Here is a 25,024-nt window from a genome sequence, read left to right as displayed (position 1 = left end):
CGCTCGTGAAACACCGCGCCGCCCGGCAGTCCCTCGACGCACAGCTCGACTCCCTCGCCGAGGCCGGGGTGACCCGGGTCTTCTCGGAGAAGATCTCCACCCGCGCCACCCGCCGGCCCGAGCTGGAGGCCGCCGTGAAGCTCGCCGGAGAGATCCGCTCCTCCGGCGTCGCCGTGACCCTCGTCGTCCATGAGCACAAGCGGCTCGGCCGCGGCATCGAACTCGCCATGCTCGCCGAAGAGCTCAAGGCCAGCAACGTCGGCCTGGAGTTCCTCACCGGGGAGTTGAAGGGCTCACACGACCCCTCCGGCATCGTGTTCACCGTGCTCGCGGCCATGTCCGGCATGGAGCGCGAGTACATCCGCGACCGCACCCTCGAAGGCCACGAGTCCGCCCGCAAGCGCGGCAAGACCATCGGCGGTGCGGGCGTCACCGACGGCTCCATACTGTCCATGGCCCTCCACCTCCGCGACCAGGACATGAGCCTGCGCGATATCGCCAAGCGGCTCGTCACCACCATCGGGGCGAAGAAGGGCCGGCACCCCTCACCCGCCACCGTCATGCGGATGCTCCGCGAACACGACGAGCAGGCCGCCACGGCGGCGAGCATGTGATCACCCCGCTACTTTGCGGCTGGTGTCCGAGCTGGGACACCGGGGCCACTTCCGGGAGTACCGTGGCGGCGCGCCACACCCCTCGGGCGGCCGGTCGGCGGCGGACTGCGGGCGGGTCAGTGCAGCCAGGGCTGGTAGTTCGGGTTGTCCACGCAGCCGGACTCGACCAGGGAGGCGGTGGCCCGGTCGACCGGGCAGGCCCGGCTGATGAAGTGCCGGTCCACGCCGCCGGGGAACGCGACCTCCACCTGGTCGGCGTACTGGTGCTGGTCGCCGATGGTCGCGTTGACGTCGATGCCGCCGGGGGCGTCGATGAAGTAGTCCCAGGGCACCTTCTTCCACTTCTTGTACAGCTCGGGGTCGTAGGTGGTGCTGACGAACGGCGAGGGCTGGTTCTGGAGGACGTAACTGGTGATGTCGTACTGGCCGTTGACGGTGTCCTTCGGCGCGAAGCCCTGCTCGAAGATGACGGACGGGTCGCGGCCGTCCGAGCGGAAGAGCGGGTGGCAGTTCTTGCGCCAGTGCGGCGTGGGGGTGATGCGGGGTACGTCCACCCGGCGGTCCACAGCGGCGTACAGCGGGTCCGGGCCTTCCGGGATGCTCTCGAAGGTGCTGGCGGGGAGGGTGACGGCGGGCCGGTCTGCGCAGTCGTCGGCACGCAGTTCGGCCTCGTCGGCGAAGTCGATGCGCCGGCCGTCCAGGACGATGGCGACGGCCTCGGTGCCGAGTTCACGGACGATGACGCCGTCGCACTGGGGGCCGCTCCAGAGCGCCTCCCCGCTGGGGTCGAGACAGCGGAACGGGGCGGCGTCGGCCTGGGCAGCGGGGGCGGCGGCGGCCAGGCTCTCGGGGGTGAGCACGACGGCGCAGGCGAGGGCGACCGCGCTGGCGGCCGTGCGGATTCGAATGTTGATCACGGCCGTTACCCTGGCCGCCCGCTGCCCCGGGGGTACCGCAACTCACCCGATCGAGGGCGTGTCAGCGGCTTCGGTGGACGCCTTCAGGCGTCCGGGTCCGCGTGGATCGGGCGGGCTCGCTCCACGGCGGGCCCGCCTCCCCGCCGTCAGCCGACGACGACCGGCTCACCGGTCAACTCGACGCCGGACCGGCCGAGTTCGGCGACGGCCCGGGCGGTGGTGTCGGCGGCGACGCCCGCGGTGTAGTCGAGCAGGACCCGGACGGCGAAGTCGGCCCGCACCCCGTCGAGCGCGGTGGCCTTCACGCAGTGGTCGGTGGCGATGCCGACCACGTCCACCTCGGTGACGTCCCGTGCGCGCAGCCAGTCCGCGAGGGCGGTCCCGTCCGAGGTGAAGCCCTCGAAACCGCTCTTGGAGGCGGAGTGCGCGCCCTTGTAGAAGACCTCGTCCACGATCGTCTCGGCCGTGGGCGCGAAGTCGGGGTGGAACTCGCCTCCTTCGGTGCCGACGACGCAGTGCACGGGGAAGGAGTCCTTGAAGTCCGGGTGGTCGGAGAAGTGGCCGCCCGGGTCGAGGTGGTGGTCGCGGGTGGCGACGACGTGCGTGTACTCGCGGCCGGCGGTGCGTTCGACGAGCTCGGCGATGGCGCGGGCCCGCCCGGCACCGCCTCCGACCGGAACGGCTCCGCCCTCGCAGAAGTCCTTCTGCACATCGACGACGATCAGTGCACGCCCCACGGCACAGGCCTTTCTCACGGGAGTCTCGGTCCCCCACCCGTGCCCTGCCGGACGGCGGCCCGCGCCTCCCGTGCGCGATGTTCACCCGGGCCGAGCAACCCCGGAGGGGCGGCTCCGCTCACCCGGACGGGAACCGGACCGGCTGTGGACCGGGCCGCCGAGGGCGACCTCGGGGATTCCGGGCGGATCGGCGCATTCATGGCCATCGGCAATCAGAAGTGGTCAACAGCGGTTCACTACGGGGCAGTTCCGACCTTTCGGTCATGGCCGCCGACCGCACTCCGTACTGTTGTGAAGCGAGCACGCCCCGGTCGCCTTCCGACCCGGTTTGATCGCTGACTGTTACTATCCGGTGACAATTCGCCCATGATCGATGGGCGGCCCAGGACGTCCCCAAAGATGGCAGAGCCCGAATCGCGGCATCCACGCCTTCGGGCGAGCAACCACCTCCCCCGGAAAGGGGTACCCGTGATCGTCTCCAAGCGGAACCGCCTGCGCCTGGCCGCCGTGGCCACCCTCAGCACCCTCGCCCTCGGCCTGGCGGGCACCGCCCTGGCGGCCGGCCCCACCACCACCGACCCCGCGCCCACCGGGCCGTCCGTCACCGCGCCGTCCGTCACGCCCCAGCCCGCCACCCCGCAGGCGGCCACGCAGGCCACCATCACCGCCAAGCCGTCGGTCACCACGGTCCAGGCGTGGGAACTGTTCCGGGTCACCGGCACGACCACCGGGCTCAAGGCGGGGAGCACGGTGACCCTGCAGCAGAAGCAGAACGGCGCGTGGGTCACCCTGCCCGCCTCGGTGCCCACGACCAGCAGCGGTGCCTACTCGCTCGGCGTGAAGCTCGGCATCACGGGCCTGAACGAGCTGCGCATCGTCAGCGGGGACACCGCCTCCCCGGTCTTCACCGTCACCGTGCGCTGACACCGGTCACGGCCCCCTTCTCCGCGGCTCACGGCCCGGGGCGGGCGGCACACCAGGAGCCACCCGCCCCGGGCCGAACGCGAACTGCGCCTGGCCCTCGGCCTGTTCGACGCACTCGGTACACCCATCCAGAGGACCTGCGACAGCGCGGCACCACCGCCTCCCGGTCGAGCGGCGTACGGCCCGGGCATCCCCCGATACCGGGCCGTACGAGCACGCCAGGACCCGCACGGCACCGATCCGGCTGCCCGACCTCAGGGTCGGGCCACCTCGGCACGCCGTGCGGGTCGGCGTCGGGGAGTGCGGGTCAGCGCACCGTGACGGTGAACACGGGCGAGGCGGTGCTGCCGCTGACGATGCGCAGCTCGTTCAGGCCCTTGATGCCGAGCTTCACGCCGAGCGAGTAGGAACCCTTGCTGTTGGTGTGGACGGAGGCGGGCAGGGTGACCCACGCGCCGTGCTGCTTCTGCTGGAGGGTCACCGTGCTTCCGGCCTTGAGGCCGGTGGTCGTGCCGGTGACCCGGAACAACTGCCACGCCTGGACGGAGGAGACCGACGGCTTGGCGGTGATGCCGGCCTGCGCGGCGGCCGACTGCGCGGCGGACACGGGCTGGACGGCCGGGGTGGCCGCCATGGCGGTGCCCGCCAGCCCGACGGTGAGCGCGCTGAGGGTGGCCACGGCGGCCAGGCGCAGGGAGTTCCGCTTGGAGACGATCACGGGTGCACTCCTTTCACAGGAGGGTTCGGCCCGAGGCCCGATCGATGCGATCGACGTGACTCGGGCTCTGTCACCTATAGGGACGCCCCGCTGGGCACTTCGGTTGTGGACGGAACGTCACTTTCTTGTAACAGCAGGCGAGTTCGCGATCAGGGTCAGGGCGGACAGGCCAGGCCGGATCACATGAGCTTCCGGCTGCCGCCCTCCTTTGTCAGAGCGCCCACGTTGATCGGCTGGAGGATGACGGTGATCGCGCCGGCCGAGAAGTGCTGCACCGGGCCGCCGGTGTTCCGCCCGTGGAAACTGTGCGGCAGCGCCTGCCCGTTGGTCGGGTCCGTACCCGCCGTATACATGTCGACGATGCCCTCGTACCCCTGCCGGGCCTTGGCGTCGTTGCCGTCCGCGGCCTGCTCCACGGTGATGCGGTCGTCGCCGTCCTCGGCGACGACCGCCGCCACGTGGTAGGGCCACCCGCTGGTGTTGTCCGGGTGCTCGAAGTCCTCGTCCCACGCGGTCTCCACGATGGCGAACGCCTGGCCGGGGCCCGGCCGTTCCTCGCCGTTCGCGTTCGGGCCGCCGGGCCGGGCGTTCGCGTAGGCCGCCGCTCCCTGCGCGTTCTCCGCGTCGCCCAGGCCGAACTGGTGTCCGCCCAGGGCGAATTCGCTGGCGTCCTGCCCGAGGGCCAGCCGCTGCCGGTGCATGATCTCCTCGGCGGTGTGGGCACAGTCCGCGAGGAAGGACGTCTTCGGCTCGTACTCCGCGTACGTGCGTCCCGCGATCTGCCCGCTCTGCCCGGTGGCCTTGCAGTACCGGGGCGCCGGGGCGCCTTCCGCGACCCAGATGACGGTGGTGTCCGCCGCGGGATCGGCGGTCAGGAGGTAGAGGCCGTTCTGCGAGACCCGTGCGGGCCCCAACTCCTCGGTGGTGACCTGGGCGTAGCGCTGGACGGCCGTCGCGCCGGCGGCGCGCGCCGTACCCCGGGCCGTGGCGTCCACCGTCCGCTGGACGGGGGCTTCTTCGAGGCCGTGGTCGCTCTGCTCGGGCATCCGGCTCATCACCCGGACCGCGTTGGCCTCGGCCTCGCGCTCGAAGCGGTCCCCGGGGTCGGAGACGCTCAGCCCGGACCCGTTGTCCGTACCGGCCACCGGACCCTGGCGCTGCTGGATGACGTGCGTCAACTCATGGGCGAGGGTGTGCTTGTCAGCGCCGCCGTCGCCGATGACGACATGGCTGCCGGAGGTGTAGGCGCGGGCGCCCACCTCGGCGGCGGAGTCGCGGGCCGCGGAGCCGGTGTGCAGACGGACGTCGGAGAAGTCGGCGCCGAAGCGGGATTCCATGTCCCGCCGCAGCGGTTCGTCCAGCGGCCTGCCCGGCGTACGCAGCACGTCGTGCACGGCGGAGCGCTGCACCGGCTCCTCCACGGGCGGCTGGTGGCCGCAGCCCGCGCCGTGCCGGTGCCCGTGCCCGTGCCCGTGCCCGTGCCCGTGCCCGTGCCCGTGCCCGCTCCGCTGGAGCATCCGGACAACGGCCGCGTTGCCGACGGTGCGCTGCAGTCCGAGGAGCCCGTCGGGCGCCTGGCCGCCGCGCGGGGCCTCCCCGGACCGTGTGGCCGCGCTCCTGGGGGTGCGCTGCGGCTGCTTCTCGTCCTTCGTCGGCTCGTGCGCGTGCATGGAACTCCGCTCGTGGGGACGGCAGTTTCGTGGTGTTCCCCCTACATACCCGGTGCGGCGGTCGCGGGTAAGGGGCGCGAGGGCACGATGCACTGCCCGTACGGGCAACACGTCCGTCCCGACGAGCACCGACGGCCGAGCCCGACCCGGGCGAACCGTCAGCCGCGCGGCGGCAGCCGTCGGGTGATCCGGCCGAACAGGTCCTCCAGCGGCTCGCCGAGGTCCCGGCCGAACTCGGTCAGCCCGTAGGTGACCTGGGGCGGCGTCGTCGGCTCGACCTTCCGCCAGACCAGGCCGTCCTGGACCAGCGCGCGCAGGGTCTGGGCGAGCATCTTCTCGCTGATGCCCTGGATGCTCTCGCGCAGCTCGTAGAACCGGAGGTCGTTGGCCCGCAGGGAGATCAGCACCCAGATGCCCCACCTGCTGGTCACGTGGTCGACCATGTCGCGCGCGGGGCAGTCGGTGTGAAACACCTCATACCGCCGCCCGGTTTCGGCCTGCTTGTCCTGCGCACCTACCTCCATGTGCTGAGCTTACGTCAAGGTACGTCCTTACCAAGGGTTAGCCGCCGCTCCTAGCGTGAAGGCCACAGAGTCCATCGGGCAAAAGGAGCTGACCATGATCGTGGTGACCGGGGCTACCGGGAATGTGGGCCGACCGCTGACGCGGGCGCTGGCGAAGGCGGGCCTGCCGGTGACGGCGGTGTCGCGGCACGCGGCGCCCGTGCCGGACGGTGTCCGCCACGTGGCGGCCGACCTGGCCGATCCGGCCGGCCTCGTACCGGCGCTGGCCGGGGCGGAGGCGCTGTTCCTGCTGCTGTCCGGCGACCTGCACGCCGCCGGAGCCGGCCCGGCCGACATCATCGGCCGGGCCGCGGCCGGCGGGGTCCGCCGGATCGTCCTGCTCTCCTCCCAGGGCGTGGCGACCAGGCCCTTCGGCCCGACGCGGATCGCGATGCGCGCGGTGGAGGACGCGCTGCGGGACTCCGGCCTGGACTGGACCATCCTGCGGCCGGGCGGCTTCGCCTCCAACGCCCTGTGGTGGGCCGAGTCCGTCCGCGCGCACCGGGTCGTCGCCGCCCCCTTCGGCGACGTCGGTGTGCCGATCGTCGACCCGGCGGACATCGCCGAGGTCGCGGCGGCCTGCCTGGTGGACGACCGGCACACCGGCGCCGTGTACGAGCTGACCGGTCCGGAGGTGATCACCCCGCGCCGGCAGGCGGAGGCCGTCGCCGCCGCGCTGGGCACGCCGGTGCGGTTCCACGACCTCACCCGCGACGAGGCCCGGGCCGCCATGGCCCGGAGCATGCCGGTGGAGCTCGCCGAGGACACCCTGGACATCCTCGGCTCCCCGAACCCCGCCGAGCTGCGCGTCAGCCCGGACGTGCGGCGGGTCCTCGGCACCGCCCCGCGCACCTTCGCCGACTGGGCCGCCCGGCACGCCGCCGCGTTCCGCTGAACCCGGTCGGCACCGCCGGAGCGTCCTGGGCCGGTCGGTCCACTACCGGCACCGGATGCTGGAGTTCACGACGCGTCCTCCTCCGGCACAGCGCACCGGACCGCGGCACCTCCACGCTGGGCGGGAAGGCCGGTGCGCTCGTTCTGCAGGTCCCACAGTTCCCTGAACCGGCCGCCCTCCTCGGCCACCAACTCCGCGAACGTGCCCTCCTGGAGGACCTTCCCGTCCTCCAGGACGACGATCCGGTCGGCGACGGCCACGTTGGTGAGCCTGTGGGTGACCAGGACGACCGCCCGCTCCCGCGCGACCGCCCGCAGGTTCTGGAAGATCCTGTGCTCGGCGCGCGGGTCGAGGGCGGCGGTCGGCTCGTCCAGGACGAGCAGCCCGGCCTCGCGGTGGAACGCCCGGGCGATGGCCAGGCGCTGCCACTGGCCGCCGGACAGTTCCTCGCCGCCCATCCACTCCACCGCGAGCAGGGTGGACAGGCCCCGGCGGAGCCGGGCGACGACGTCGGCGGCCCCGGAGGCGTCGGCGGCGCGCAGCACCGCCGCGTCGCCCTCGGCGGTGGGCTGGCCCAGGGTGATGTTCTCGCGGCAGGTCAGCGGCCAGCGGGCGTAGTCCTGGGGGACGACGGCGACCTGGCGCCACAGGGCGTGCGGGTCGAGGTCGCGGGTGTCGGCCGCGTCCCAGCGCACCGCTCCGGCGTCGGGCAGGTAGAGCCCCGCGAGGAGCTTGGAGAGGGTGGTCTTGCCGGAGCCGTTCTCCCCCACCAGGGCCAGGATCTCGCCGCGTTCGACGTGCAGGTTCACCCCGTCCAGCGCCTTGCGGTCGGAGGCGGGGTAGGCGTAGTCGAGGTTCTCCACCGCGATCCGGTGCGGGGCCTCGGGCGTCCCGGTGCCGCGCTTGGGCCGGTGGCCGCCGGCGGTGTCGAGGAAGCTCGACCAGTCGTCCAGGTACATGCCGGTGCGGAAGAGGTCCGCGCCGTAGCCGACGATGCCGCGCAGGCTGGTGCTGACAGCGGTCAGGGCGAACACCGCCGCTCCGCCGCGCGGCAGGCTCATCCGGCCGGTGCTGACCAGCCACAGCATCGCCGCCCACACCACCGCGGTGCCGAGGCCGGAGGCGGCGGCCCCGATCACCGACACCCGGGCGCTCTGCATCGCCGCGCGGCGCGAGGTGGCGTCCAGCCGCCGGCCGACCTGGTCGTACTTGACGAGCAGGAACTCGCCCATGGTGTCGGAGCGGACCTGGTCGGCGTTGCGCTTGAGGTGGATGTACCAGCGCAGGTTCGCCATGATCCGGCGGTCGCCGACGGCCGCCCGGTTCGCCAGGAACTGCACCCGGGCGGCGTGCACCGACGCGATGCCCTGGGGCAGCGCCGCCAGCACCAGCAGCGGCAGGAGGGCGGGGTGGAGCACGGTCAGCACGCCGGCCGCGCCGAGGAGCGAGGCGAGGGAGGCGAGCAGGTTCTGCGCCTCTCCGACGATGTCCACGCAGACCTCGGCGCCGCGGTCGGCGGCCTCCAGTTCGTCGTTGTAGCCGGCGTGGTCGTAGGCGGTCAGTTCGGCCGCCACGGTGGCGCGCAGCACCGCGGCCTCCGCCTCCCGGGAGATGCGGGGCGACAGGTGGATGGTGACGGTCCGGATCGTGATGCCCAGCAGGGAGCGGGCGCCGGCCGCCGCCGCGATGACCAGGATCGACGGCGCCGCGCGGGTGAGCTTGTCGCCGACCTGCCCCGGGCCGAACAGGGCCGAGATGGTGCCGGTGGTCGCGAACAGGCCGGCCGCGCCGAGCACCGCGGAGACGGCCTGGCAGGTCAGGAGCAGCGCGACAGAGGTGCGGTCGATGCGCCAGCCGAGGCGGAAGGCGCGGACGACGAGCGCGGGCAGGCGGCGGGCCATCGCGCTGACGCTGATCGCCTCGATCGCCTCGATGCGGCGTCCGTCGGCGAGCCACTGCAGTTCCTCGTCGGCGGCCTCGGCCGACGCCGTCGTGGTGCTCAAGCGTTCGCCTCCTCGCGCGGGGCGGGGGCCAGCGGCAGGCGGGCCACCAGGGCCCCGGGGACGGGTGGGACGTGGATCGACGGGGCGGGGGAACAGGCCACAGATCCTCCAGGAGCGGAGCGGTGCGCGGACGTGCGGACTCACCGGTCCCGGCCGACAGGAAAGCTCAAGTGGCCTTTCCTCAGGCTGAGTTGACCGGTCCGACGGAGTCGTTACGGGCGGCTGGGCGTCCGATGATGGTGCTGTTCGAGCGCGGCGTTCAAGTGGATTCGCCTCCGGGCGAGCCCGGGTCGAACGGGGACTTTTCGAGCACGATCCGGGCATGGTTCAGCGCATATGCCAAGCGGACGGGCGGCGGACGGGCGTCGCCGGATTCACCCGTTCGGCTGGTCTGCCGCCCGAGGGGATGCCGCGCCGCCAGGCTCCTGAGGCGGGTGGGGTGGCAGGAGTTGAGTACGGATACTCATGTCCCGGGCCAACTGGATCGGGCACGATGCTCACCGTCAGTGAGCTTGTGCGGAAGGGTTCTTGTGTCCATGGTCCGAAACAACGTCAGGATTCCCCTCGTGGTCGGCGCGGCCGCGATGGCCGCAGCCGTCGCCGCCGGGTGCTCCTCCGATCCGGGAGCGGGGCCGGGAACCGGCCCGGGAGCCGCCCCCGACAAGCCGGCCGCGACCTCGGGCGGCGCCGGCTCCCCGGGTGCCGCCCCGACGTCCACGCCGACGCTCCAGGCGTCCGGCGCCCCGGCGTTCGGCTCGCCCAGCAGTACGCCGACCGGCCCGCCGATCCCCACCGGAGCCGCCCTGCGCGAGCTGCTGCCGACCGCCGCCACGCTGCCCGCCGGGTGGCGGATCGAGGGCAACGGCAGCGAGAACGACTCCGGCACCTACGTCCTGGAGGAGCCGGCCAAGCCGGTCCTGCCCCAGGAGCCGTGCACCCAGATGCGCCTCGCCGGAAGCGTCCTCTCCCTGGACTACAGGGCCTCGGGCGCGACGAACGAGGTCTACGACGGCGAGAACAGGGTCGAGGTCTACCTGGGCGCCTACCACGCCGGCGACGCGGCCAAGCTGCTCGGCGAGATCCGGGCGTACGCGGACCGCTGCACGTCCTTCACCGGCAAGGGGATCGACGGGAAGGCGATTCCGCTGACCGTGACGCTGCAGCCGGTGCCGGGGCTCGGCGACGAGGCCGTCGACGTGAAGAAGGTACCCCAAGGCCCGTACCACAGCGAGGAGATCGTGGTGACGCGGCTCGGCGACCGGCTGCTGTTCCTCAGCGGCGACAACATCCTCGGCCGACTGCCCAACCTCATGCAGCTGGCGGTGCCGCTGTCGAAGACCGCCAGGTGAGCGTCGGATGAGCGCCGGGTAGTCGGCCCGCCCGGGACGACGAGCCCCCGGGGCGGTGGCGCCGGCGGCGGCCTCGACGCCACCGGCGGCGACATCGGCGTCACCGCCCGCGGCGGAGCGCGAGCCCGGACAGGCGCGCCCGCCGCGGCTCAGGGCAGCCGGGAGTACGGGGGCCGGGCGTCGTCCGGAGCCCCGTGGTCGCTGGAGACCAGCAGGAGCACCGTGGCGCGCCGGGCCCCCAGCGAGCGCAGCCGGTGGGGCGTGGTGGCCTTGAGGTAGACGCAGTCGCCCGGGTCGAGCGTGATCGCGCGCGACGGCAGGACCAGTTCGACCCGCCCCTCGTGGACGAAGACGAACTCCTCGCCGGGGTGGTCCCGGAACGGGGCGGGGCCGTCGTCGAGCGGCGGGTAGAGCATGAACGGGGTCATGCCCTTGGCGCCGGCGTCGAGCGCCATCCCCTCGTAGCGGGTGCCGGGCTCGTCCGGGGCGGTCAGGGCCTGACGCTCCGCGGCCCGGGTGACGGTGACCTCGCTCAGCTCCTCGGCCTCGGCGAAGAGGCTGTCCAGGGGGACTTCGAGGGCCTTGGCGAGGGAGGCGCAGACGGCGATCGAGGGAACGCTCTGACCTCGTTCGACCTTCGACAGGTAGCTCTTGGTGACGCCGGACCGCTCGGCCAGCGCCTCCAGGGTCATCAGCCGTTCCTTGCGCAGCTGCCGCACCCGGTTGATCACTGGTTCTTCCTCTCCCGTGCCATCCACCTCCGATGACACACCGTGTCCTCTGGCGGGCCATGCTACGCCGCGGCGCCGCCGGTGCGCCCGGGAGGCCCTGTCGCACTCGCCGCCCTTGTCGCAGGAAACCTTGTGTCCTATGGTGAACAATGTTTCCTCCGGAGCCACGGCTCCGGACACAGGCCTGGCCGCCGGGGCGAGGCCGGAGAACCGGAGCACACACATGGCGAACACCCTGCAGGACTCGAAGGACGTCCTCGTCGACCGCGCCGCGCGGCAGATGGACCGGCACTTCGGGGACTCGACACTGACCACGCGCCAGAAGCTGGCGCTCACCTGCCGGATCGCGTACGACGGCGGCCACGACTCGGGGCTCGCCGGGCAGATCAGCTCCCGCGGGCGCGAGCCTGGCACCTACTACACCCAGCGCCTGGGCCTGGGCTTCGACGAGATCACCGAGGACAACCTGCTCCTGGTGAACGAGGACCTGGAGGTCCTGGAGGGCACGGGCATGCCCAACCCCGCCAACCGCTTCCACTCCTGGATCTACCGGGCGCGCCCGGACGTCAACTGCGTCATCCACACCCACCCGCTGCACACCGCCGCACTGGCCATGCTGGAAGTCCCGCTGGTGGTCTCCCACATGGACACCACACCGCTGTACGACGACTGCGCCTTCCTCAAGGACTGGCCGGGCGTGCCGGTCGGCAACGAGGAGGGCGAGATCATCACCGCCGCCCTCGGCGACAAGCGGGCCGTCCTGCTGGCCCACCACGGCCAGCTGGTGACCGGCTCCACGATCGAGGAGGCGTGCACCCTGGCGCTGCTCATCGAGCGGGCCGCCCGCCTGCAACTGCTGGCGATGTCGGCGGGGACCATCCAGCCCCTGGACCCGGCGCTCGCCCGCGAGGCCCACGACTGGACCTCCACCGACCGGCGCAGCCGGGCGAACTTCGCGTACTACGCGCGCAAGGCACTGCGCACTCACCCCGACTGCGTCAACGGACAGGTGGACCTCTGATGGCCAATCCGCCCCTGCAGGGCATCATCTCCTACCCGGTCACCCCCTTCGACGCCGCCACCGGCGAGGTCGACCTGGCCGCACTGCGCGCGCTCACCGGAGACCTGGTCGCCGCCGGCAGCCACGCCGTCGCCCCGCTGGGCAGCACCGGCGAGAGCGCCTACCTGACCGGGAAGGAGTGGGACGCGGTCTGCGAGACCACCCTGGACGCGGTGGCCGGGCGGGTGCCCACCCTCGTCGGCGTCTCCCACTGGAGCACCGAGGGCACCGTCCGCCGCGCCCGGGTGGCCGCCCGCCACGGCGCCACCGCGATCATGGTGCTGCCCCAGGTGTACTGGAAGCTGACCGAGGACGAACTCGCCCGGCACTACGACGAGGTGGCCCGCGCCACCGACCTGCCGATGATGCTCTACAACAACCCCGGCACCAGCGGCGTGGACCTGCGCCCGGAGACGGTGGTCGCGCTCGCCCGGAAGATCCCCAACCTCACCATGGTCAAGGAGAGTTCGGGCGAGGTGTCCCGCTTCCGCGCCATCCGGGAGCTGTCCGACGGAGAGCTGTCCGTCTACAACGGCAGCAACCCGCTCGCCCTGGACGCCTTCCGCGCCGGAGCCGCCGGCTGGTGCACGGCCGCCCCCTGCCTCCTCCCGCAGCCGGTGCTGGAGCTCCACGCCGCGGCCGTCGGCGGACAGCAGGAGCGCGCGGACGCGCTGTTGCGGGAGCTGCTGCCCTTCCTGCGGTTCATCGTCCGGCACGGCCTCCCCCGGACCGTCAAGGCGGGCCTGGAGATCCGGAACCGCCCCGCCGGGCCGCCCCGGCCGCCGCTGCTGCCGCTGCCCCTAGAGGAGACGGCGCAGCTGCGGGAGCTGCTCACCGGCCTCCTCCCGCCCTCCGCCGCCTGACGGTGCCCGCCCCCACCGGCTCCCCTGTGCGAGGACACCCGTCCCCGCACAGGGGAGCCGGCACCACCAAGGGCCTACGGGTCGAGCCGGACGGTGGCGACGGTGTCCCAGCAGATCCGCCACCCCGGCAGGTCCGTACCGGGCACCGGGACGCGCCGCCAGAACACCTCGTTGACGATGATCCGGTTCACGGTGAACGGGGCGTGGCCGGGCCGGACCCGATGGATGGCCTGCGCCAGCTCGTCGCTGTCGGTGTCGGCGGCCGCGTAGGCGGCGGTGGTGTGGAGCACGCCGAGCGGGTACGCGGTGGAGTCGGGGCCGAAGACCCGGTGGACGGCGCCGCGGACGCGGTGCTGGAGGGCGGCGAGTTCGCCGTCGGGGTGGAGGTCGAGGCGGACGCCGGTGCGGTGGGCGAGCGGCGAGCCGGCCTGGAGGGCGATCGGCCCGCTCCCGGCCACCGCGGCCCGCAACCGGTCGGCGAGGTCGCGGCGTTCGGCGTCGGTGACGGCGTCCGCCGGGGCGGAGGTGAGCATGTCGAGGGTGATGTGCGTCCGCTCGTCCGGCACCGGCAGGACGGGGAAGCCGGCCAGGACCTCGCGCAGGCCGGCGAGGAGCGTGTGCAGGGCCGAGCCCGCCGGCAGGTCGGGCAGGGCGTACACCTGGAGGGCGCGCAGGCCGTCCGGCCAGGGCCGCTGTCCGAAGGTCGGGTGGAACGCTTTCACGTCGCCTCCTGCTGATCGGGGTCGGTGGCGGCCCGGCGGGACGGCGGCCCGTCCGGGGTGAGGCTGTCGACCGTACGACGGGGTTCAGCGTACGGGCGGATCCCCCGCTCCGTACCGGCCCCGGCGTCAGGCGTCCCGGCGGGACAGGCCGAGGGCGGCCAGGGTGAAGGCGACGGCGAGGTAGCCGGCCAGGGCGGCGAAGCAGCCGACCGGGCCGAGGCGGTCGGCGCCCGCCGACGCGACCGTGGTGCCGAGGCCTTCGAAGACGCTCTGCAGGCCGAACCGTGACACCCCGTCGCCGAGCGGTGCCAGCAGCATCGGGGAGAGGAAGAACAGGCCGAACAGGGCGGCGACCGCGCCCGCCGTGTGGCGCAGGACGAAGCCGAGCGCGAGGCCGAGCAGGGCGAAGGCGGACAGGAACAGGCCGCAGCCGACCACGGCGCGCGCCACGCCGGGGGCGCCGAGCGGGACAGCGAGGTGCCGGCCGCTCAGGGCGCGCCGGCCGAGCAGGAAGGTCAGGAAGGCGAGCAGTTGCCCGAGCAGCGCCGAAACCCCGCCGACCACCAGGGCTTTGGCGACGAGCACCTGGCCGCGCCGGGGCACGGCCGCGAGCGTGGTGCGGATCTGGCCGGTGGTGTACTCGCTGGAGGCGGCCAGCGTGCCCAGGGTGCCGACGGCCAGCACGGCGACGTAGAAGCCGCCGGAGAAGCCGTAGCGGACCGGATCGAAGCGCTCGCGTTGCTCGGCGCTCCAGGAGGCCCAGTTGTCGGCCGCGCTGGCGTAGTCGATCAGGCCGATGAACAGCGCGGCGGCCAGGGCCACGGCCGCCGCGAGCGGGGTCGCGCGGACGCTGCGCAGCTTGACCCACTCCCCGGCCAGGGCGCCCCGGGTGGTCGGTGCGGTGCTCATGCGGTCCTCTTTCCGGGAGTCGTGGCGGAAGCCGTGGAGGTGGCCCGGTGGTCGACCGCGCCGCCGACGGCGTCCATGAAGGCCTGCTCCAACGAGGCCTGCCGGACGGTGAGTTCGTGGACACCGATGCCGTGCCCGGCGGCCAGTTCGCCGATGGCGGACGGCTCCAGGCCGACGACGGCCAGCGCTCCGGCGGGCTCCTCGCCGACGGAGGCCGCCCCGGCCGCGCGCAGCAGCCGGGCCAGCTCCGCCGGACGGGCGCAGCGCACCAGGACGTCGGTGCGGGCGTACTCGGCGAGGAAGTCGGCCGTCGAGCGGTCCGCGACGAGCCGTCCGCGCCCGATGACCACCAGGTGGTCGGCGGTGAGGGCCGTTTCGCTCATCAGGTGCGAGGAGAGCAGGACGGTCCGTCCTTCGGCGGCGAGGTCGCGCAGGAGGGTGCGGATCCACTGGACGCCTTCCGGGTCCAGGCCGTTGACGGGTTCGTCGAGCAGCAGGACGGGCGGGTCGCCGAGGAGCGCGGCGGCGATGCCCAGGCGCTGCTTCATGCCGAGCGAGAAGCGCCCGGCCCGGCGCCGGGCCGCCGTCGCCAGACCGGTGAGTTCCAGCACCTCGCGGACCCGGCGGGGGCCGATGCCGTTGGTGACGGCGAGGCCGAGCAGGTGGTGGCGGGCGGAGCGGGCGGGGTGGACGGCGCCGGCGTCCAGCAGCGCGCCGACCTCGCGCAGCGGGTGGCGCAGCGAGGCGTACGGGCGGCCGTTGACGGTGGCCCGCCCCGCGGTCGGGGCGTCCAGGCCGAGGATCATCCGCAGGGTGGTGGACTTGCCGGAGCCGTTCGGTCCGAGGAAGCCGGTGACCCGGCCGGGGTGGACGGTGAAGGTGAGTCCGTCCACGGCGAGGGTGCCGCCGTAGCGCTTGCTGAGGTCGCGTACCTCGATCATCGTGCTGCCTTTCCTTGTGGCGTGCCTCCACGCTCCCGTCCGCGCCGGGGGCCCGGCCTCCCACCGTGGGCGGAATCCCGGCATCGGACGGGGGCCGGTCTCTGCCCGTGGTCGTAGGCCTGGGGGGCGATGCCCCGGCGGCGGGCCGCCGCTAGCCTGGGGCGATGTCCGACATCCCGCGCCCGCCGGTGACCGGAAGGCTCCGCCCGGGCCACTGGGTTCTGGTCGACCTGGCGGTCTCCCTGGCCCTGACCGTGCTCACCTGGCTGCGGGTGCTGGACGCCTACCGGGTGTTCGACCCGCACCACCGGGGCTACGCCGAGCCGACCACGGCCGAGCTGGTGGCGGTGCTGGGGTGCGTGGTCGTCGTCGGCGCGGCGGCGGGCCTGCGGCGGCTCGCGCCGGTGGCCGCTGCCGGGGTGGTGTTCGCCGCCTGGGTGGTGGTCGTGGCGGTGGCCGGACGGCTGACCATCGCCAACCTGGCCGGGTTCCAGGTGGTGCTCGCCGCCGCGATGACGGTCTACCTGGTCGCGGCGGTCGGCGCGCCGCGGGTCGGCGCGGCCGCGCTGGCGTTCGGGCTGGTGGGCGCCGGGCTGAGCGGGTTCGGCTCGCGGGAGCTGTGGAACAACCTGGTGTTCGCCGCGCTGGCGGTCGTCACCGCCTGGGCGCTCGGCAGCGCGGCGGCCCGCTACCGCGCGTACGGGGCGGAGCTGCGCCGTCACCAGCTGGACCTCGCCAGGGCCGAGCTCGCGGAGGAGCTCGCCGAGGAGCGGATCCGGCTGGCCCGGGAGCTGCACGACGTGATCGCGCACAGCATGAGCGTGGTCAACGTCCAGGCGGGGTACGGCCGTTTCGTGATCGGCCGGGATCCGGCGAAGGCCGAGCAGGCACTGGACGCCATCCAGGCGATGAGCCGGGACGCGATGGTGGAGATGCGCGGCCTGCTCACCGTCCTGCGCGGGGCCCCGGCCGAAGGCGCCGACCGTGGAGCGGGCGCCGAGTTCGCCCCCGCGCCCCGACTCGCCGACCTGGAACGGCTGGTGGCCAGCAGCGCCGAGGCCGGGGTGCGGGTCGAGCTGAGGGTCGGCGGCCGGGTGCGGCCGCTGGCGGACGGCGTCGAGCTGTCGGCGTTCCGGATCGTCCAGGAGGCACTGACCAACGTGGCCAGGCACGCGCGCACCGACTCGGCCCGGGTGGACGTGGCGTACGAGGACGACCGGTTGGTGCTGGAGGTGACCGACCCCGGGTGCGGCACGCCGGTCGTCGCGACGGGCGGCATCGCGACAGGCGGCGGCGGGCACGGCCTGGCCGGGATCGCCGAACGGGTCGGCCTGTACCGGGGCCGCCTGGAGGCCGGGCCGGGCCCGGACGGCGGCTTCCGGGTCCGGGCCGTCCTGCCGCTGGCCGAGGCCGCGGTCGAGGCCGCGTCATGACGACGGCCGGGGAGCGCCCCGCCCCGCCGATCCGGGTCGTGGTCGCCGACGACCAGGCGCTGGTCCGGGCCGGCCTGGCCGGGATCGTGGCCGCCGCCGACGGGTTCACCGTGGTGGGCGAGGCCGCCGACGGCGCGCAGGCCGTCCGGCTGGCCCGCACCGAGCACCCGGACGTGGTCCTGATGGACATCCGGATGCCGGGCACCGACGGCCTGGCGGCCACCCGGCGGATCACCGCCGAGAGCGGCGTACGGATCCTCGTGCTCACCACCTTCGACCTGGACGAGTACATCTACGGGGCGCTGCGCGCCGGAGCCTCCGGCTTCCTGCTCAAGTCCACCCCGCCCGAGGAGCTGCTGACCGCGATCCGGGTGGTCGCCGCCGGGGAGGCGCTGCTCGCCCCGAGCGTCACCCGCCGGCTGATCCGCGCGTTCGCCGCCGCCTCCACCGGCCCCGCAGAACCGTCGGCGGACCGCGACGGCGAGCGGCAGCGGGTCCTCCAGGCCGTCACCGGACGGGAGTTGGAGGTGCTCACGCTGATCGGCCGCGGGCTCACCAACACCGAGATCGCCGAGCGGCTGTGCGTCAGCACCGGCACGGTCAAGACCCACGTCGGCCACCTGCTGGCGAAGCTCGCCGCCCGCGACCGCGTCCACCTGGTGATCACCGCCTACCGGGCGGCCCTGGTCGCCTGACACCCGCCCCGGGCTCCTGGACCCCGCCACCCGTGACAGCGGGTGATGACGCTACTCGGCGCAGCGGGTTTGCCGCCCGTCAGCGGGCCCGGAACGCTGGGAGCCCGGGGGGAGCCACCCGCCACACCAGGAGTCCCCGCAGATGTCCCCGAAAACCGTCGCCGCGCTCGCCGCGGGCCTCGTCGGCACCATAGCCCTCGCCCACGTCGCCTTCGCGGGCGCCCCCGTCACCCTGAACATGGCCACCGGCAGCGCCGAGTGCACGCTCACCTGGGCGAAGCCCGGCATCACCTTCAAGGCCCTGACGCCCGGCGGCAACGCCGCGTCCTTCCGGGACGTCGACGCCACCGGGACGGTCACCATCGACCTCACCTCCGTCGGCAACCCCGTCACCCTGGCGAACTCCGTCTACATCCGGACGGCGGCCAAGGGCGGCTTCACCCTGACCGATGCCTCCGGCCACTACGTGCAGGTCTCGAACCTCGAAGGCAGCCTCTCCGGCGACAGCACGTTCGTCGTGCAGACCAGCAGCGACCCCGCCGGCACCCGCCTCCCGGTGTACAACATCCCCACCCGGCCCCGGATCAGCCCGGACGTGCAGTCCGTGCTGCCGCCGCGCGTCAACCTCGCGCTCTCCGACATCTGGATGAGCGTCCTGCCCGAGTTCGCCACCGTCATGAACCAGACCTTCGGCGACGGCACCCTCCGGCCCGGCGACCAGCTCGGCACCTGCACCGCCCGGACCACCTCCTGACGCGGCCGCCACCGGGCGATACCGGGGCGCCGACCGGGTACAGGTGACGGGGGCGGCCCCGCCCCTGACCCGGCGTCCGGGAGGAAACCCCATGTCCGCACCGTTCCAGCACCGCCGGTTCGCCGTCGACGACGACGGCAACGACCTGGGGTACCTGCTGTCGCTGCCGGACGGTTACCAGGACGGGCCCGGGCCGTGGCCGCTGCTGCTCTTCCTGCACGGCGCCCTGGAGCGCGGCGAGGACCCGGCGGTCCTGGCCGCGCACGGCCCGGTCCGGCAGATCGCCGAGGGGGCGAGGCTGCCGTTCGTGGTGCTGGCCCCCCAGTGCCCGGCCCACAGTTCCTGGGTGGCGGAGCTGAGCAGCCTCGCCGCCCTCCTGGCGGAGGTGGAGCGGGAGGTCCGGATCGATCCGGACCGCCGGTACGTGACCGGCCTCAGCATGGGCGGCACCGGCTCGTGGGCGCTCGCCGCCCGGTACCCGCGCCGGTTCGCCGCCGCCGTACCGGTCTGCGGCTCCTGGCTGCGGGAGTCCGCTCCGCGCCTGACCGCCGTCCCCGTCTGGACCTTCCACGGCGAGGAGGACGAGGTCATCCCGGTCTCGCACACCGAGCGCCTGGTCGACGCGCTGCGCGCACTGGGCGGCCCGGTGCGGTTCACCCGCTACCCGGGCGTCGGCCACGACTCCTGGACCCGGACGTACGACGACCCCGAGGTCTACGACTGGCTGCTCGCCCAGTCCCGCCCCGGCGATCCCACCCTCCGAACGGTCCCCGCCCCCACCGCGGCCGCCGCGGACAACCACGTGGAGCCCGCTTAGGCCTATGGCCGGGATCCGCTCGCCCAGGGCCCTCGGCTGACGCCGGTCCACCTGGGCGTTGATCGTCTGTCTACCGCCGTCACGCACGATCGATCCCGCAGAGCGCGCCCCACACGTTCACGGGCGCGAACGGACGAGAGAGGCACACGGGGACATGAAGACGACGAAGAAGCTGCGGCACACCGTGCTCGGGATCGCGGCCGGCATGCTGGCCCTGGTCGGGACGGTGGCGTCGGCGGGGACCGCGCACGCCGACGGCCCGCCCGCCGCGTACCTGGACGAGCCCGGCATCCTCTACCGCGGCGGCCACATCGAGGCGGGCGACACCCAGCTGGTCCTGCAGAACGACGGCAACCTCGTCCTCTACCGGGCCTACCAGGACCCGAGTCTCGTCCACGCCGTGTGGCAGGCGCCCAAGACCTGGGGCTGCGGCTACAAGGCGATCATGCAGGGCGACGGGAACTTCGTCGTCTACGACGTCAACAGCCACCCCTGCTGGAGCGCCGACACCTTCAAGCCCAGTTCCCTGGCGAAGGCCAGCCTCGCGGTCTCCGCCCTCGGCGGCCTCAAGGTCGTCTTCGTCAACCCCAGCGGCGGCCGGAGCATCAGCTGGGCGACGATTCGCAGCTCCGACCTGTACTAGGCACGGTGTCGGCGGTCTGCCGGTGGTGACGGTGATCCATCAGCGGTCTGTGGGTGGCGCGTTGTTCATTGGCCGGGCGGTGCGTCGCCGACGACGCACCGCCCGAGCCGAAGGAGCCCCCGTCATGTCCTCCACCCACCCCAGCCCGCCGTGGGACGTCCACCGGCTGCCCTCCGCCGCCGGCAGGTCCTTCCTGGTCACCGGGGGCAACGCCGGGATCGGCTACTTCGTCGCGGAGCAGCTCGCCGGGGCCGGGGCCGTCGTGGTGCTGGGGAGCCGGGACGGGGCGAAGGCCTCGGCCGCCATGGCCTCGATCCGCTCCCGCGTCCCCGGCGCGCGGCTGCGCCACCTCCGGCTGGACCTCGCCGACCTGGCGTCCGTGCGGACCGCCGCGGACGGTCTCGGACTCGACCGCCTCGACGCGGTGGTCCACAACGCCGGTGTCGCGCTCGACGATCCGCCGCGGTGCACGACGAAGGACGGCCACGAGCTGATGTTCGGGGTCAACCACCTGGGGCACGTCGCGCTGACCCGGGCCCTGGCGCCGCTGCTGTCCGCGGCGCCCGCCGCCCGGGTCGTGACTGTGGGGAGCTTCGCGGCGCGCTCCGAGCGGCTGGACCCGGACGACCTCCAGTCGGCCCGGGACTACCGCCCGAAGCGCGCCTACGGCCGGTCGAAGCTGGCGCAGATGTCCTTCGCCTTCGAGCTCGACCGCCGCCTGCGCGCCCGCGGCAGCACCGTGCTCAGCCTGGTGGCGCATCCCGGCGGCGCCCTGGACTCGCTGACCCCGGCCCGCCCGGGGGTGCACGCGGCGACCCGCGGCAGCCGGCTGCGGGGCGCGCCCGCCGGGCTGCTGCTCCAGGGCAAGGACCGCGGGGCCTGGCCGATCGTCCGGGCCGTCCTGGACCCGCGGGTGCGCGGCGGACAGCTGTGGGGGCCCAGGGCCTTCGGCCTGCGCGGCGCACCGGAGCTGGAGCCGGTCCGCGCCCACATGACCGATCCGGCCCTCGCCGCGCGCCTGTGGGACGCCAGCTGCGAAGCGGCCGGCGTCGAGCCCGACCTGGCCCTCCTGTAGCGGCGGCTTCGTCCCAGCGGCTCCCCCGGTGCCCGTCCATCCCAGGAGGTGGCAGGGCACACGCGCCGGGGGGACCCTGGAGGGGGCGGCCGGCTGCCCCGCGCGGAGCCGAGGAGGTTGACCCGTGAGGTTCATCCAGATCATCGAGTACCGGACGAGTCGGATCGACGAGTTCAACGCCCTGCTCGACAGCTGGGTCGAGAAGAACGCGGGCCACCGGCTGGCGACCCGCTCGCTGCAGACCCGTGACCGCGACGGCGAGAACGTGTACCTGAACATCGTGGAGTTCCCCTCCCACGAGGCGGCGATGCGGAACTCCGACCGCCCTGAGACCTCGGAGTTCGCCGCGCGGGCCGCCGCCCTGTGCGACGGGCCGCCGGTGTTCCGCAACCTCGACCTGGTGAACGAATGGACCTTCCAGGCCTGAGCCGACGCACGGACGCCGCACCGACAGGCGGCGGGGACGGCGGGATTCCGGTCGGCCGGTAGATTCGCTCCCTCACCACCGACCGAGGGAGTCCCCGTGCCCGACCGGCCCAGCCTGCTGTACGTGACCGACCTGGCCTACCCCGCCCGCGGCCGGCGCTACGGCGACGAGGACGTCCTCCTCACCTCCCGGCTGCGGGAGCACTTCGACCTGGCCCTGTGCCACCCGCTCGACGCCCGGGCCCTGATGGGGCGCTTCGACGCGGTCGTGGTGCGCAACAGCGGCCCGGTGCTGCACTACCGGGAGGAGTACGCCCGGTTCCGTTCCCAGGCGCTGGCCGACGGCGTACGCGTCTACAACCCGCTGACCGGGCGGGGCGACATGGCCGGGAAGCGGTACCTGCTGGACCTGACCGCGTCGGGCCACCCGGTCATCCCCACCGTCGACCGGCCTCAGGACCTCGACCGGCTGCCCGCCGCCGAGCGCTACGCGGTCAAGCCCGAGGAGGGCGCCGACAGCATAGGCCTGCGCTTCCTCACCCGCGAGGAGTTGGACGGCGTCGAGTGGAGCGAGGTGCTGGTCCAGCCGCGGATCGACTTCCGGTACGAGGTCTCGTTCTACTTCGTGGACGACGCCTTCCAGTACGCCCTCCACACGCCCGACCCGGCCCGGCGCTGGGTCCTGGAGCCGTACGAGCCGAGCGCCGCCGACCTCGCGTTCGCCCGCGGCTTCGTCGACTGGAACACGCTCGCCCACGGGATCCAGCGGGTGGACGCCTGCCGCGCGCCGGACGGGCGCCTGCTCCTGGTCGAGCTGGAGGACCTCAACCCCTACCTCTCCCTCGACCTGGTCGCCGAGGAGGTCCGGGAGGGCTTCGTCCGGGCCATGGCGGACTCGCTGCGCCGCTTCCTGGACTGACCCCGACCGCGTACGCCGCCGCCCCGGGAATCGCCTCCCGGGGCGGCGGCGTAACCGGTCGGGCCCTCAGCAGATCCGCGGCAGCTGCTCGCCCATCGGCAGGTCGACCACCCGGGTGCCGCCGAAGCCGGTCCGGGCGACGACCATTCCCGGGTGCTCCGCGACGCACTCGCCGATCACCACCGCCTCCGCGCCGAGCGGGTGGGCGCGCATGGCGGCGAGCACCGCGTCCGCCGAGACCCGCGGGACGAAGGCGACCAGCCTGCCCTCGTTGGCGATGTACATCGGGTCCAGGCCCAGCACGGCGCAGGCGTTGGCCACCGGCTCCGGGACGGGGACGGCCCGTTCGCTGAGCACCACGCCCACCCCGGCCGCGACGGCGATCTCGTTGAGCGCCGCGGCCAGGCCGCCCCGGGTGGGGTCGCGCAGCACGTGCAGGTCGGCGGTGGCCGCGAGCATCGCCTCGACCAGGCCGCCGAGCGCCGCGCTGTCGCTGCGCACCTCGACCCCGAACTCCAGGCCCTCCCGGACGCTCATGATCGCGACCCCGTGCAGCCCGATCGGCCCGCTGACGATCACCACGTCGCCGGGGCGGGCGCGCTGCGGCCTGATGTCGACCCCGGCCGGGACGAGCCCGATGCCGGCGGTGTTCAGGTAGATGCCGTCCCCGTGCCCGGCCTCGACCACCTTGGTGTCCCCGGTGGCGATCTCGACCCCGGCGGTACGGGCGGCGGCGCCGAGCGCCCGGGCGACCCGGTCCACCACGGCCATCTCCACCCCCTCCTCCAGGATGAAGCCGCAGGACAGGTAGGCCGCCCGGGCCCCGCTCATGGCGAGGTCGTTGACCGTGCCGTTGACGGCGAGGTCGCCGATGCAGCCGCCGGGGAAGAACAGCGGCCGCACCACGTAGGAGTCGGTGGAGAAGGCGAGCCGGGCGCCGCCCAGCTCCAGCACCGCGGAGTCGCCGAGCCCGGCGAGCACGGGGCCGCCGAAGGCCGGCGCGAACAGGTTCTCCACCAGTTCGGCGGACATCGCCCCGCCGCCGCCGTGGCCCATCACCACCCGGGGGTGGTCGCGCAGCGGCAGCGGGCAGCTCCAGCCGGAGAAGTCGGGCCGCTCGGTGCCCGGGTCCGTGCCCGGGTCGGCGCCGGGCCCGCTGAGCAGTTCGGTGTCAGCCAACGCGACCCGCCTCCTGAGGCGCCTGAAGCTCCCGACGTTCCTGCGGCTCCTGGGCCCGGACGGACGTCCCCGGTACGCCCAGCCGCCGGTACAGGTAGTACGCCGCGCACGCCCCCTCGCTGGACACCATCGTGGCGCCGAGCGGCGTGCGCGGTGTGCAGACGGTGCCGAAGGCCTCGCACTGGTGGGGCTTCAGCAGCCCCTGCAGCACCTCGCCGCTGCGGCAGGCGGCGGGTTCGCGGGTGGTGATCCCGCCGACGTCGAAGCGGTACTCGGCGTCGTGGTCGCGGTAGCGCGGGGAGAGCCGCCACCCGCTGCGCGGGATCACGCCGATGCCCCGCCAGGGACGGTCGGCGACCTCGAAGACGTCCTCCAGCATGGCGCGGGCCGCCGGGTTGCCCTCGGGGCGGACGGCCCGCGGGTAGGCGTTGTCGACGGTGTGCTCGCCGCGCTCCAACTGCCGTACGGTGCGCCGGATGCCCTCCAGGATGTCCAGCGGTTCGAAGCCGGTGACGACGATCGGCACCCGGTGGCGTTCGGCCAGCGCCGGGTACTCGGCGGTGCCCATCACGCTGCACACGTGCCCGGCGGCGAGGAAGCCCTGGACCCGGCAGTCCGGCGAGTCCATGATCGCCTCGATCGCGGGCGGCACCCGGACGTGCGAGACCAGCATGCTGAAGTTGCGCAGCCCCTGCTTCCTGGCCAGGTGGACGGCCATGGCGTTCGGCGGGGCGGTGGTCTCGAAGCCGATGCCGAAGAAGACCACCTCCCGGTCCGGGTTCTCCCGGGCGATCCGCAGGGCGTCCAGCGGCGAGTACACCACCCGGACGTCGCCGCCCTCGCCGCGGACCCGGAACAGGTCCCGGTCGGTGCCGGGCACCCGCAGCATGTCCCCGAACGAGCAGAAGACCACCCCCGGCCGGGCCGCGATCGCCAGGGCCCGGTCGATCATCTCCAGCGGGGTGACGCACACCGGGCAGCCCGGCCCGTGGATCAACTCGACCTCCTCCGGCAGGAGTTGGTCGATGGCGTGCCGGATGATGCTGTGCGTCTGGCCGCCGCAGACCTCCATCAGCGCCCACGGCCGGGTGACCGTCGCCCTGATGTCGGCGAGCAGCCCGGCGGCCAGCTCGGGGTTGCGGAACTCCTCCAGGTACTTCACCGTCCGGCCTCCTCAGCCTCGGCCCCAGAGCCCGCCGCCGCCCCGGCGGCCTCCCAGGGATCGCCGAACTCCTCCTGCAACAGCCCGAGTTCCTCGAAGAGGGCGAGGGTGCGCCGGGCCGACTCCTCGTCCAGGCGCTGCAGCGCGAAGCCCACGTGGACGATCGCGTAGTCCCCCACCGCCAGGTCCGGCAGGTACTCCAGGCACACGTCCTTGACCACGCCGCCGAAGTCCATCACCGCCATCCTCGCCCCGTCCCGCTCCCCGATCTCCGTCACCCTGCCGGGCACAGCCAGACACATCCG

The 25,024-nt window shown here is 73.7% G+C and carries 27 protein-coding genes; 14 read left to right on the top strand and 13 right to left on the bottom strand.

The window, feature by feature from the left end; genetic code table 11:
* Nucleotides 1-5 precede the first annotated feature (5 nt).
* The gene (locus tag ACFVXH_RS19640) at nucleotides 6-614 is read left to right on the top strand and encodes a recombinase family protein (RefSeq protein WP_387825425.1); all 609 of its coding nucleotides are present in this window, start codon (nucleotides 6-8) and stop codon (nucleotides 612-614) included.
* 116 nt (nucleotides 615-730) lie between these two features.
* Here ACFVXH_RS19640 and ACFVXH_RS19635 read toward each other — a convergent pair whose 3' ends face one another.
* Nucleotides 731-1,531, bottom strand: a complete 801-nt coding sequence (locus tag ACFVXH_RS19635) for an ADP-ribosyltransferase (protein WP_387825423.1) — start codon at nucleotides 1,529-1,531, stop codon at nucleotides 731-733.
* Nucleotides 1,532-1,677: 146 nt separating this feature from the next.
* Entirely contained in the window at nucleotides 1,678-2,268 is a 591-nt protein-coding gene (locus tag ACFVXH_RS19630; protein ID WP_117485821.1) for an isochorismatase family protein, read from the bottom strand.
* Between the two features lie 468 nt (nucleotides 2,269-2,736).
* Between ACFVXH_RS19630 and ACFVXH_RS19625 the strand changes: the two genes are divergently transcribed.
* Nucleotides 2,737-3,192 carry a hypothetical protein gene (locus tag ACFVXH_RS19625; RefSeq protein ID WP_387825420.1) on the top strand — a complete coding sequence of 152 codons (456 nt, stop codon included), beginning with the start codon at nucleotides 2,737-2,739 and terminating at the stop codon, nucleotides 3,190-3,192.
* A gap of 307 nt (nucleotides 3,193-3,499) precedes the next feature.
* Here ACFVXH_RS19625 and ACFVXH_RS19620 read toward each other — a convergent pair whose 3' ends face one another.
* The 3 genes from ACFVXH_RS19620 to ACFVXH_RS19610 form a co-directional block, all read right to left on the bottom strand.
* Nucleotides 3,500-3,910, bottom strand: a complete 411-nt coding sequence (locus ACFVXH_RS19620; protein ID WP_387825417.1) for a hypothetical protein — start codon at nucleotides 3,908-3,910, stop codon at nucleotides 3,500-3,502.
* 179 nt (nucleotides 3,911-4,089) lie between these two features.
* On the bottom strand, nucleotides 4,090-5,580 hold the full coding sequence (locus ACFVXH_RS19615) for a DUF4157 domain-containing protein (RefSeq protein ID WP_387825415.1): 1,491 nt from the start codon (nucleotides 5,578-5,580) through the stop codon (nucleotides 4,090-4,092).
* Between the two features lie 158 nt (nucleotides 5,581-5,738).
* Nucleotides 5,739-6,104: a helix-turn-helix domain-containing protein gene (locus ACFVXH_RS19610; RefSeq protein ID WP_049649118.1), complete on the bottom strand. Its 366-nt coding sequence runs from the start codon at nucleotides 6,102-6,104 to the stop codon at nucleotides 5,739-5,741.
* Between the two features lie 94 nt (nucleotides 6,105-6,198).
* Here ACFVXH_RS19610 and ACFVXH_RS19605 point away from each other — a divergent pair, with 94 nt between their 5' ends.
* A complete protein-coding gene (locus ACFVXH_RS19605) occupies nucleotides 6,199-7,038 on the top strand; it encodes an SDR family oxidoreductase (protein WP_387825412.1) in 840 nt (279 codons plus the stop codon).
* 65 nt (nucleotides 7,039-7,103) lie between these two features.
* Here ACFVXH_RS19605 and ACFVXH_RS19600 read toward each other — a convergent pair whose 3' ends face one another.
* Nucleotides 7,104-9,041 (bottom strand): ABC transporter ATP-binding protein, encoded by a 1,938-nt coding sequence (locus tag ACFVXH_RS19600; RefSeq protein ID WP_387825409.1) that lies wholly within the window; start codon nucleotides 9,039-9,041, stop codon nucleotides 7,104-7,106.
* A gap of 536 nt (nucleotides 9,042-9,577) precedes the next feature.
* Between ACFVXH_RS19600 and ACFVXH_RS19595 the strand changes: the two genes are divergently transcribed.
* Entirely contained in the window at nucleotides 9,578-10,390 is an 813-nt protein-coding gene (locus tag ACFVXH_RS19595; RefSeq protein WP_387825406.1) for a hypothetical protein, read from the top strand.
* Nucleotides 10,391-10,539: 149 nt separating this feature from the next.
* Here the strand turns inward: ACFVXH_RS19595 and ACFVXH_RS19590 are convergent, their stop codons facing one another.
* Complete coding sequence (locus ACFVXH_RS19590; protein ID WP_074002663.1) at nucleotides 10,540-11,121, bottom strand: helix-turn-helix domain-containing protein; 582 nt, start codon at nucleotides 11,119-11,121, stop codon at nucleotides 10,540-10,542.
* Nucleotides 11,122-11,344: 223 nt separating this feature from the next.
* Here ACFVXH_RS19590 and ACFVXH_RS19585 point away from each other — a divergent pair, with 223 nt between their 5' ends.
* Nucleotides 11,345-12,142, top strand: coding sequence for an aldolase (locus ACFVXH_RS19585; RefSeq protein WP_049649115.1), 798 nt, complete (start codon nucleotides 11,345-11,347; stop codon nucleotides 12,140-12,142).
* Complete coding sequence (locus ACFVXH_RS19580) at nucleotides 12,142-13,044, top strand: dihydrodipicolinate synthase family protein (protein ID WP_387825401.1); 903 nt, start codon at nucleotides 12,142-12,144, stop codon at nucleotides 13,042-13,044. Before ACFVXH_RS19585 ends, ACFVXH_RS19580 begins: the two co-directional genes overlap by 1 nt.
* Before the next feature lie 74 nt (nucleotides 13,045-13,118).
* Here the strand turns inward: ACFVXH_RS19580 and ACFVXH_RS19575 are convergent, their stop codons facing one another.
* From ACFVXH_RS19575 to ACFVXH_RS19565, 3 genes are all read right to left on the bottom strand, one after another.
* A complete protein-coding gene (locus ACFVXH_RS19575) occupies nucleotides 13,119-13,766 on the bottom strand; it encodes a 2'-5' RNA ligase family protein (RefSeq protein WP_387825398.1) in 648 nt (215 codons plus the stop codon).
* A gap of 126 nt (nucleotides 13,767-13,892) precedes the next feature.
* Nucleotides 13,893-14,675 carry a hypothetical protein gene (locus ACFVXH_RS19570; protein ID WP_380744695.1) on the bottom strand — a complete coding sequence of 261 codons (783 nt, stop codon included), beginning with the start codon at nucleotides 14,673-14,675 and terminating at the stop codon, nucleotides 13,893-13,895.
* Complete coding sequence (locus tag ACFVXH_RS19565; RefSeq protein WP_387825395.1) at nucleotides 14,672-15,616, bottom strand: ABC transporter ATP-binding protein; 945 nt, start codon at nucleotides 15,614-15,616, stop codon at nucleotides 14,672-14,674. The genes ACFVXH_RS19570 and ACFVXH_RS19565 overlap by 4 nt, the downstream gene beginning before the upstream one ends.
* Before the next feature lie 164 nt (nucleotides 15,617-15,780).
* Between ACFVXH_RS19565 and ACFVXH_RS19560 the strand changes: the two genes are divergently transcribed.
* The 8 genes from ACFVXH_RS19560 (at nucleotide 15,781) to ACFVXH_RS19525 (ending at nucleotide 22,378) form a co-directional block, all read left to right on the top strand.
* Nucleotides 15,781-17,049: a sensor histidine kinase gene (locus ACFVXH_RS19560; protein WP_387825392.1), complete on the top strand. Its 1,269-nt coding sequence runs from the start codon at nucleotides 15,781-15,783 to the stop codon at nucleotides 17,047-17,049.
* The gene (locus ACFVXH_RS19555) at nucleotides 17,046-17,744 is read left to right on the top strand and encodes a response regulator (RefSeq protein ID WP_387825389.1); all 699 of its coding nucleotides are present in this window, start codon (nucleotides 17,046-17,048) and stop codon (nucleotides 17,742-17,744) included. The genes ACFVXH_RS19560 and ACFVXH_RS19555 overlap by 4 nt, the downstream gene beginning before the upstream one ends.
* Before the next feature lie 142 nt (nucleotides 17,745-17,886).
* Nucleotides 17,887-18,498, top strand: a complete 612-nt coding sequence (locus ACFVXH_RS19550) for a hypothetical protein (RefSeq protein WP_049649109.1) — start codon at nucleotides 17,887-17,889, stop codon at nucleotides 18,496-18,498.
* 91 nt (nucleotides 18,499-18,589) lie between these two features.
* The gene (locus tag ACFVXH_RS19545) at nucleotides 18,590-19,315 is read left to right on the top strand and encodes a prolyl oligopeptidase family serine peptidase (protein ID WP_387825386.1); all 726 of its coding nucleotides are present in this window, start codon (nucleotides 18,590-18,592) and stop codon (nucleotides 19,313-19,315) included.
* Between the two features lie 154 nt (nucleotides 19,316-19,469).
* Nucleotides 19,470-19,958, top strand: coding sequence for a hypothetical protein (locus ACFVXH_RS19540; protein ID WP_387825383.1), 489 nt, complete (start codon nucleotides 19,470-19,472; stop codon nucleotides 19,956-19,958).
* A 124-nt stretch (nucleotides 19,959-20,082) separates the two neighbouring features.
* A complete protein-coding gene (locus ACFVXH_RS19535; protein WP_380745649.1) occupies nucleotides 20,083-21,033 on the top strand; it encodes an SDR family NAD(P)-dependent oxidoreductase in 951 nt (316 codons plus the stop codon).
* 124 nt (nucleotides 21,034-21,157) lie between these two features.
* A complete protein-coding gene (locus ACFVXH_RS19530; RefSeq protein ID WP_049652574.1) occupies nucleotides 21,158-21,460 on the top strand; it encodes a hypothetical protein in 303 nt (100 codons plus the stop codon).
* Between the two features lie 96 nt (nucleotides 21,461-21,556).
* Nucleotides 21,557-22,378, top strand: coding sequence for a hypothetical protein (locus ACFVXH_RS19525; protein ID WP_387825379.1), 822 nt, complete (start codon nucleotides 21,557-21,559; stop codon nucleotides 22,376-22,378).
* A gap of 66 nt (nucleotides 22,379-22,444) precedes the next feature.
* Here ACFVXH_RS19525 and hypE read toward each other — a convergent pair whose 3' ends face one another.
* From hypE to ACFVXH_RS19510, 3 genes are read right to left on the bottom strand one after another with little or no spacing between them, the layout of a single operon-like run.
* Nucleotides 22,445-23,542 (bottom strand): hydrogenase expression/formation protein HypE, encoded by a 1,098-nt coding sequence (gene hypE / locus ACFVXH_RS19520; protein WP_387825651.1) that lies wholly within the window; start codon nucleotides 23,540-23,542, stop codon nucleotides 22,445-22,447.
* Between the two features lie 7 nt (nucleotides 23,543-23,549).
* Complete coding sequence (hypD, locus tag ACFVXH_RS19515; RefSeq protein ID WP_387825376.1) at nucleotides 23,550-24,719, bottom strand: hydrogenase formation protein HypD; 1,170 nt, start codon at nucleotides 24,717-24,719, stop codon at nucleotides 23,550-23,552.
* Nucleotides 24,716-25,021 (bottom strand): HypC/HybG/HupF family hydrogenase formation chaperone, encoded by a 306-nt coding sequence (locus ACFVXH_RS19510; RefSeq protein WP_049652580.1) that lies wholly within the window; start codon nucleotides 25,019-25,021, stop codon nucleotides 24,716-24,718. The genes hypD and ACFVXH_RS19510 overlap by 4 nt, the downstream gene beginning before the upstream one ends.
* Nucleotides 25,022-25,024 lie beyond the last annotated feature (3 nt).

Source organism: Kitasatospora sp. NPDC058184 (genome assembly GCF_042883725.1).
Taxonomy (GTDB): domain Bacteria; phylum Actinomycetota; class Actinomycetes; order Streptomycetales; family Streptomycetaceae; genus Kitasatospora.
This window is presented reverse-complemented; position numbering and strand designations above follow the sequence as displayed.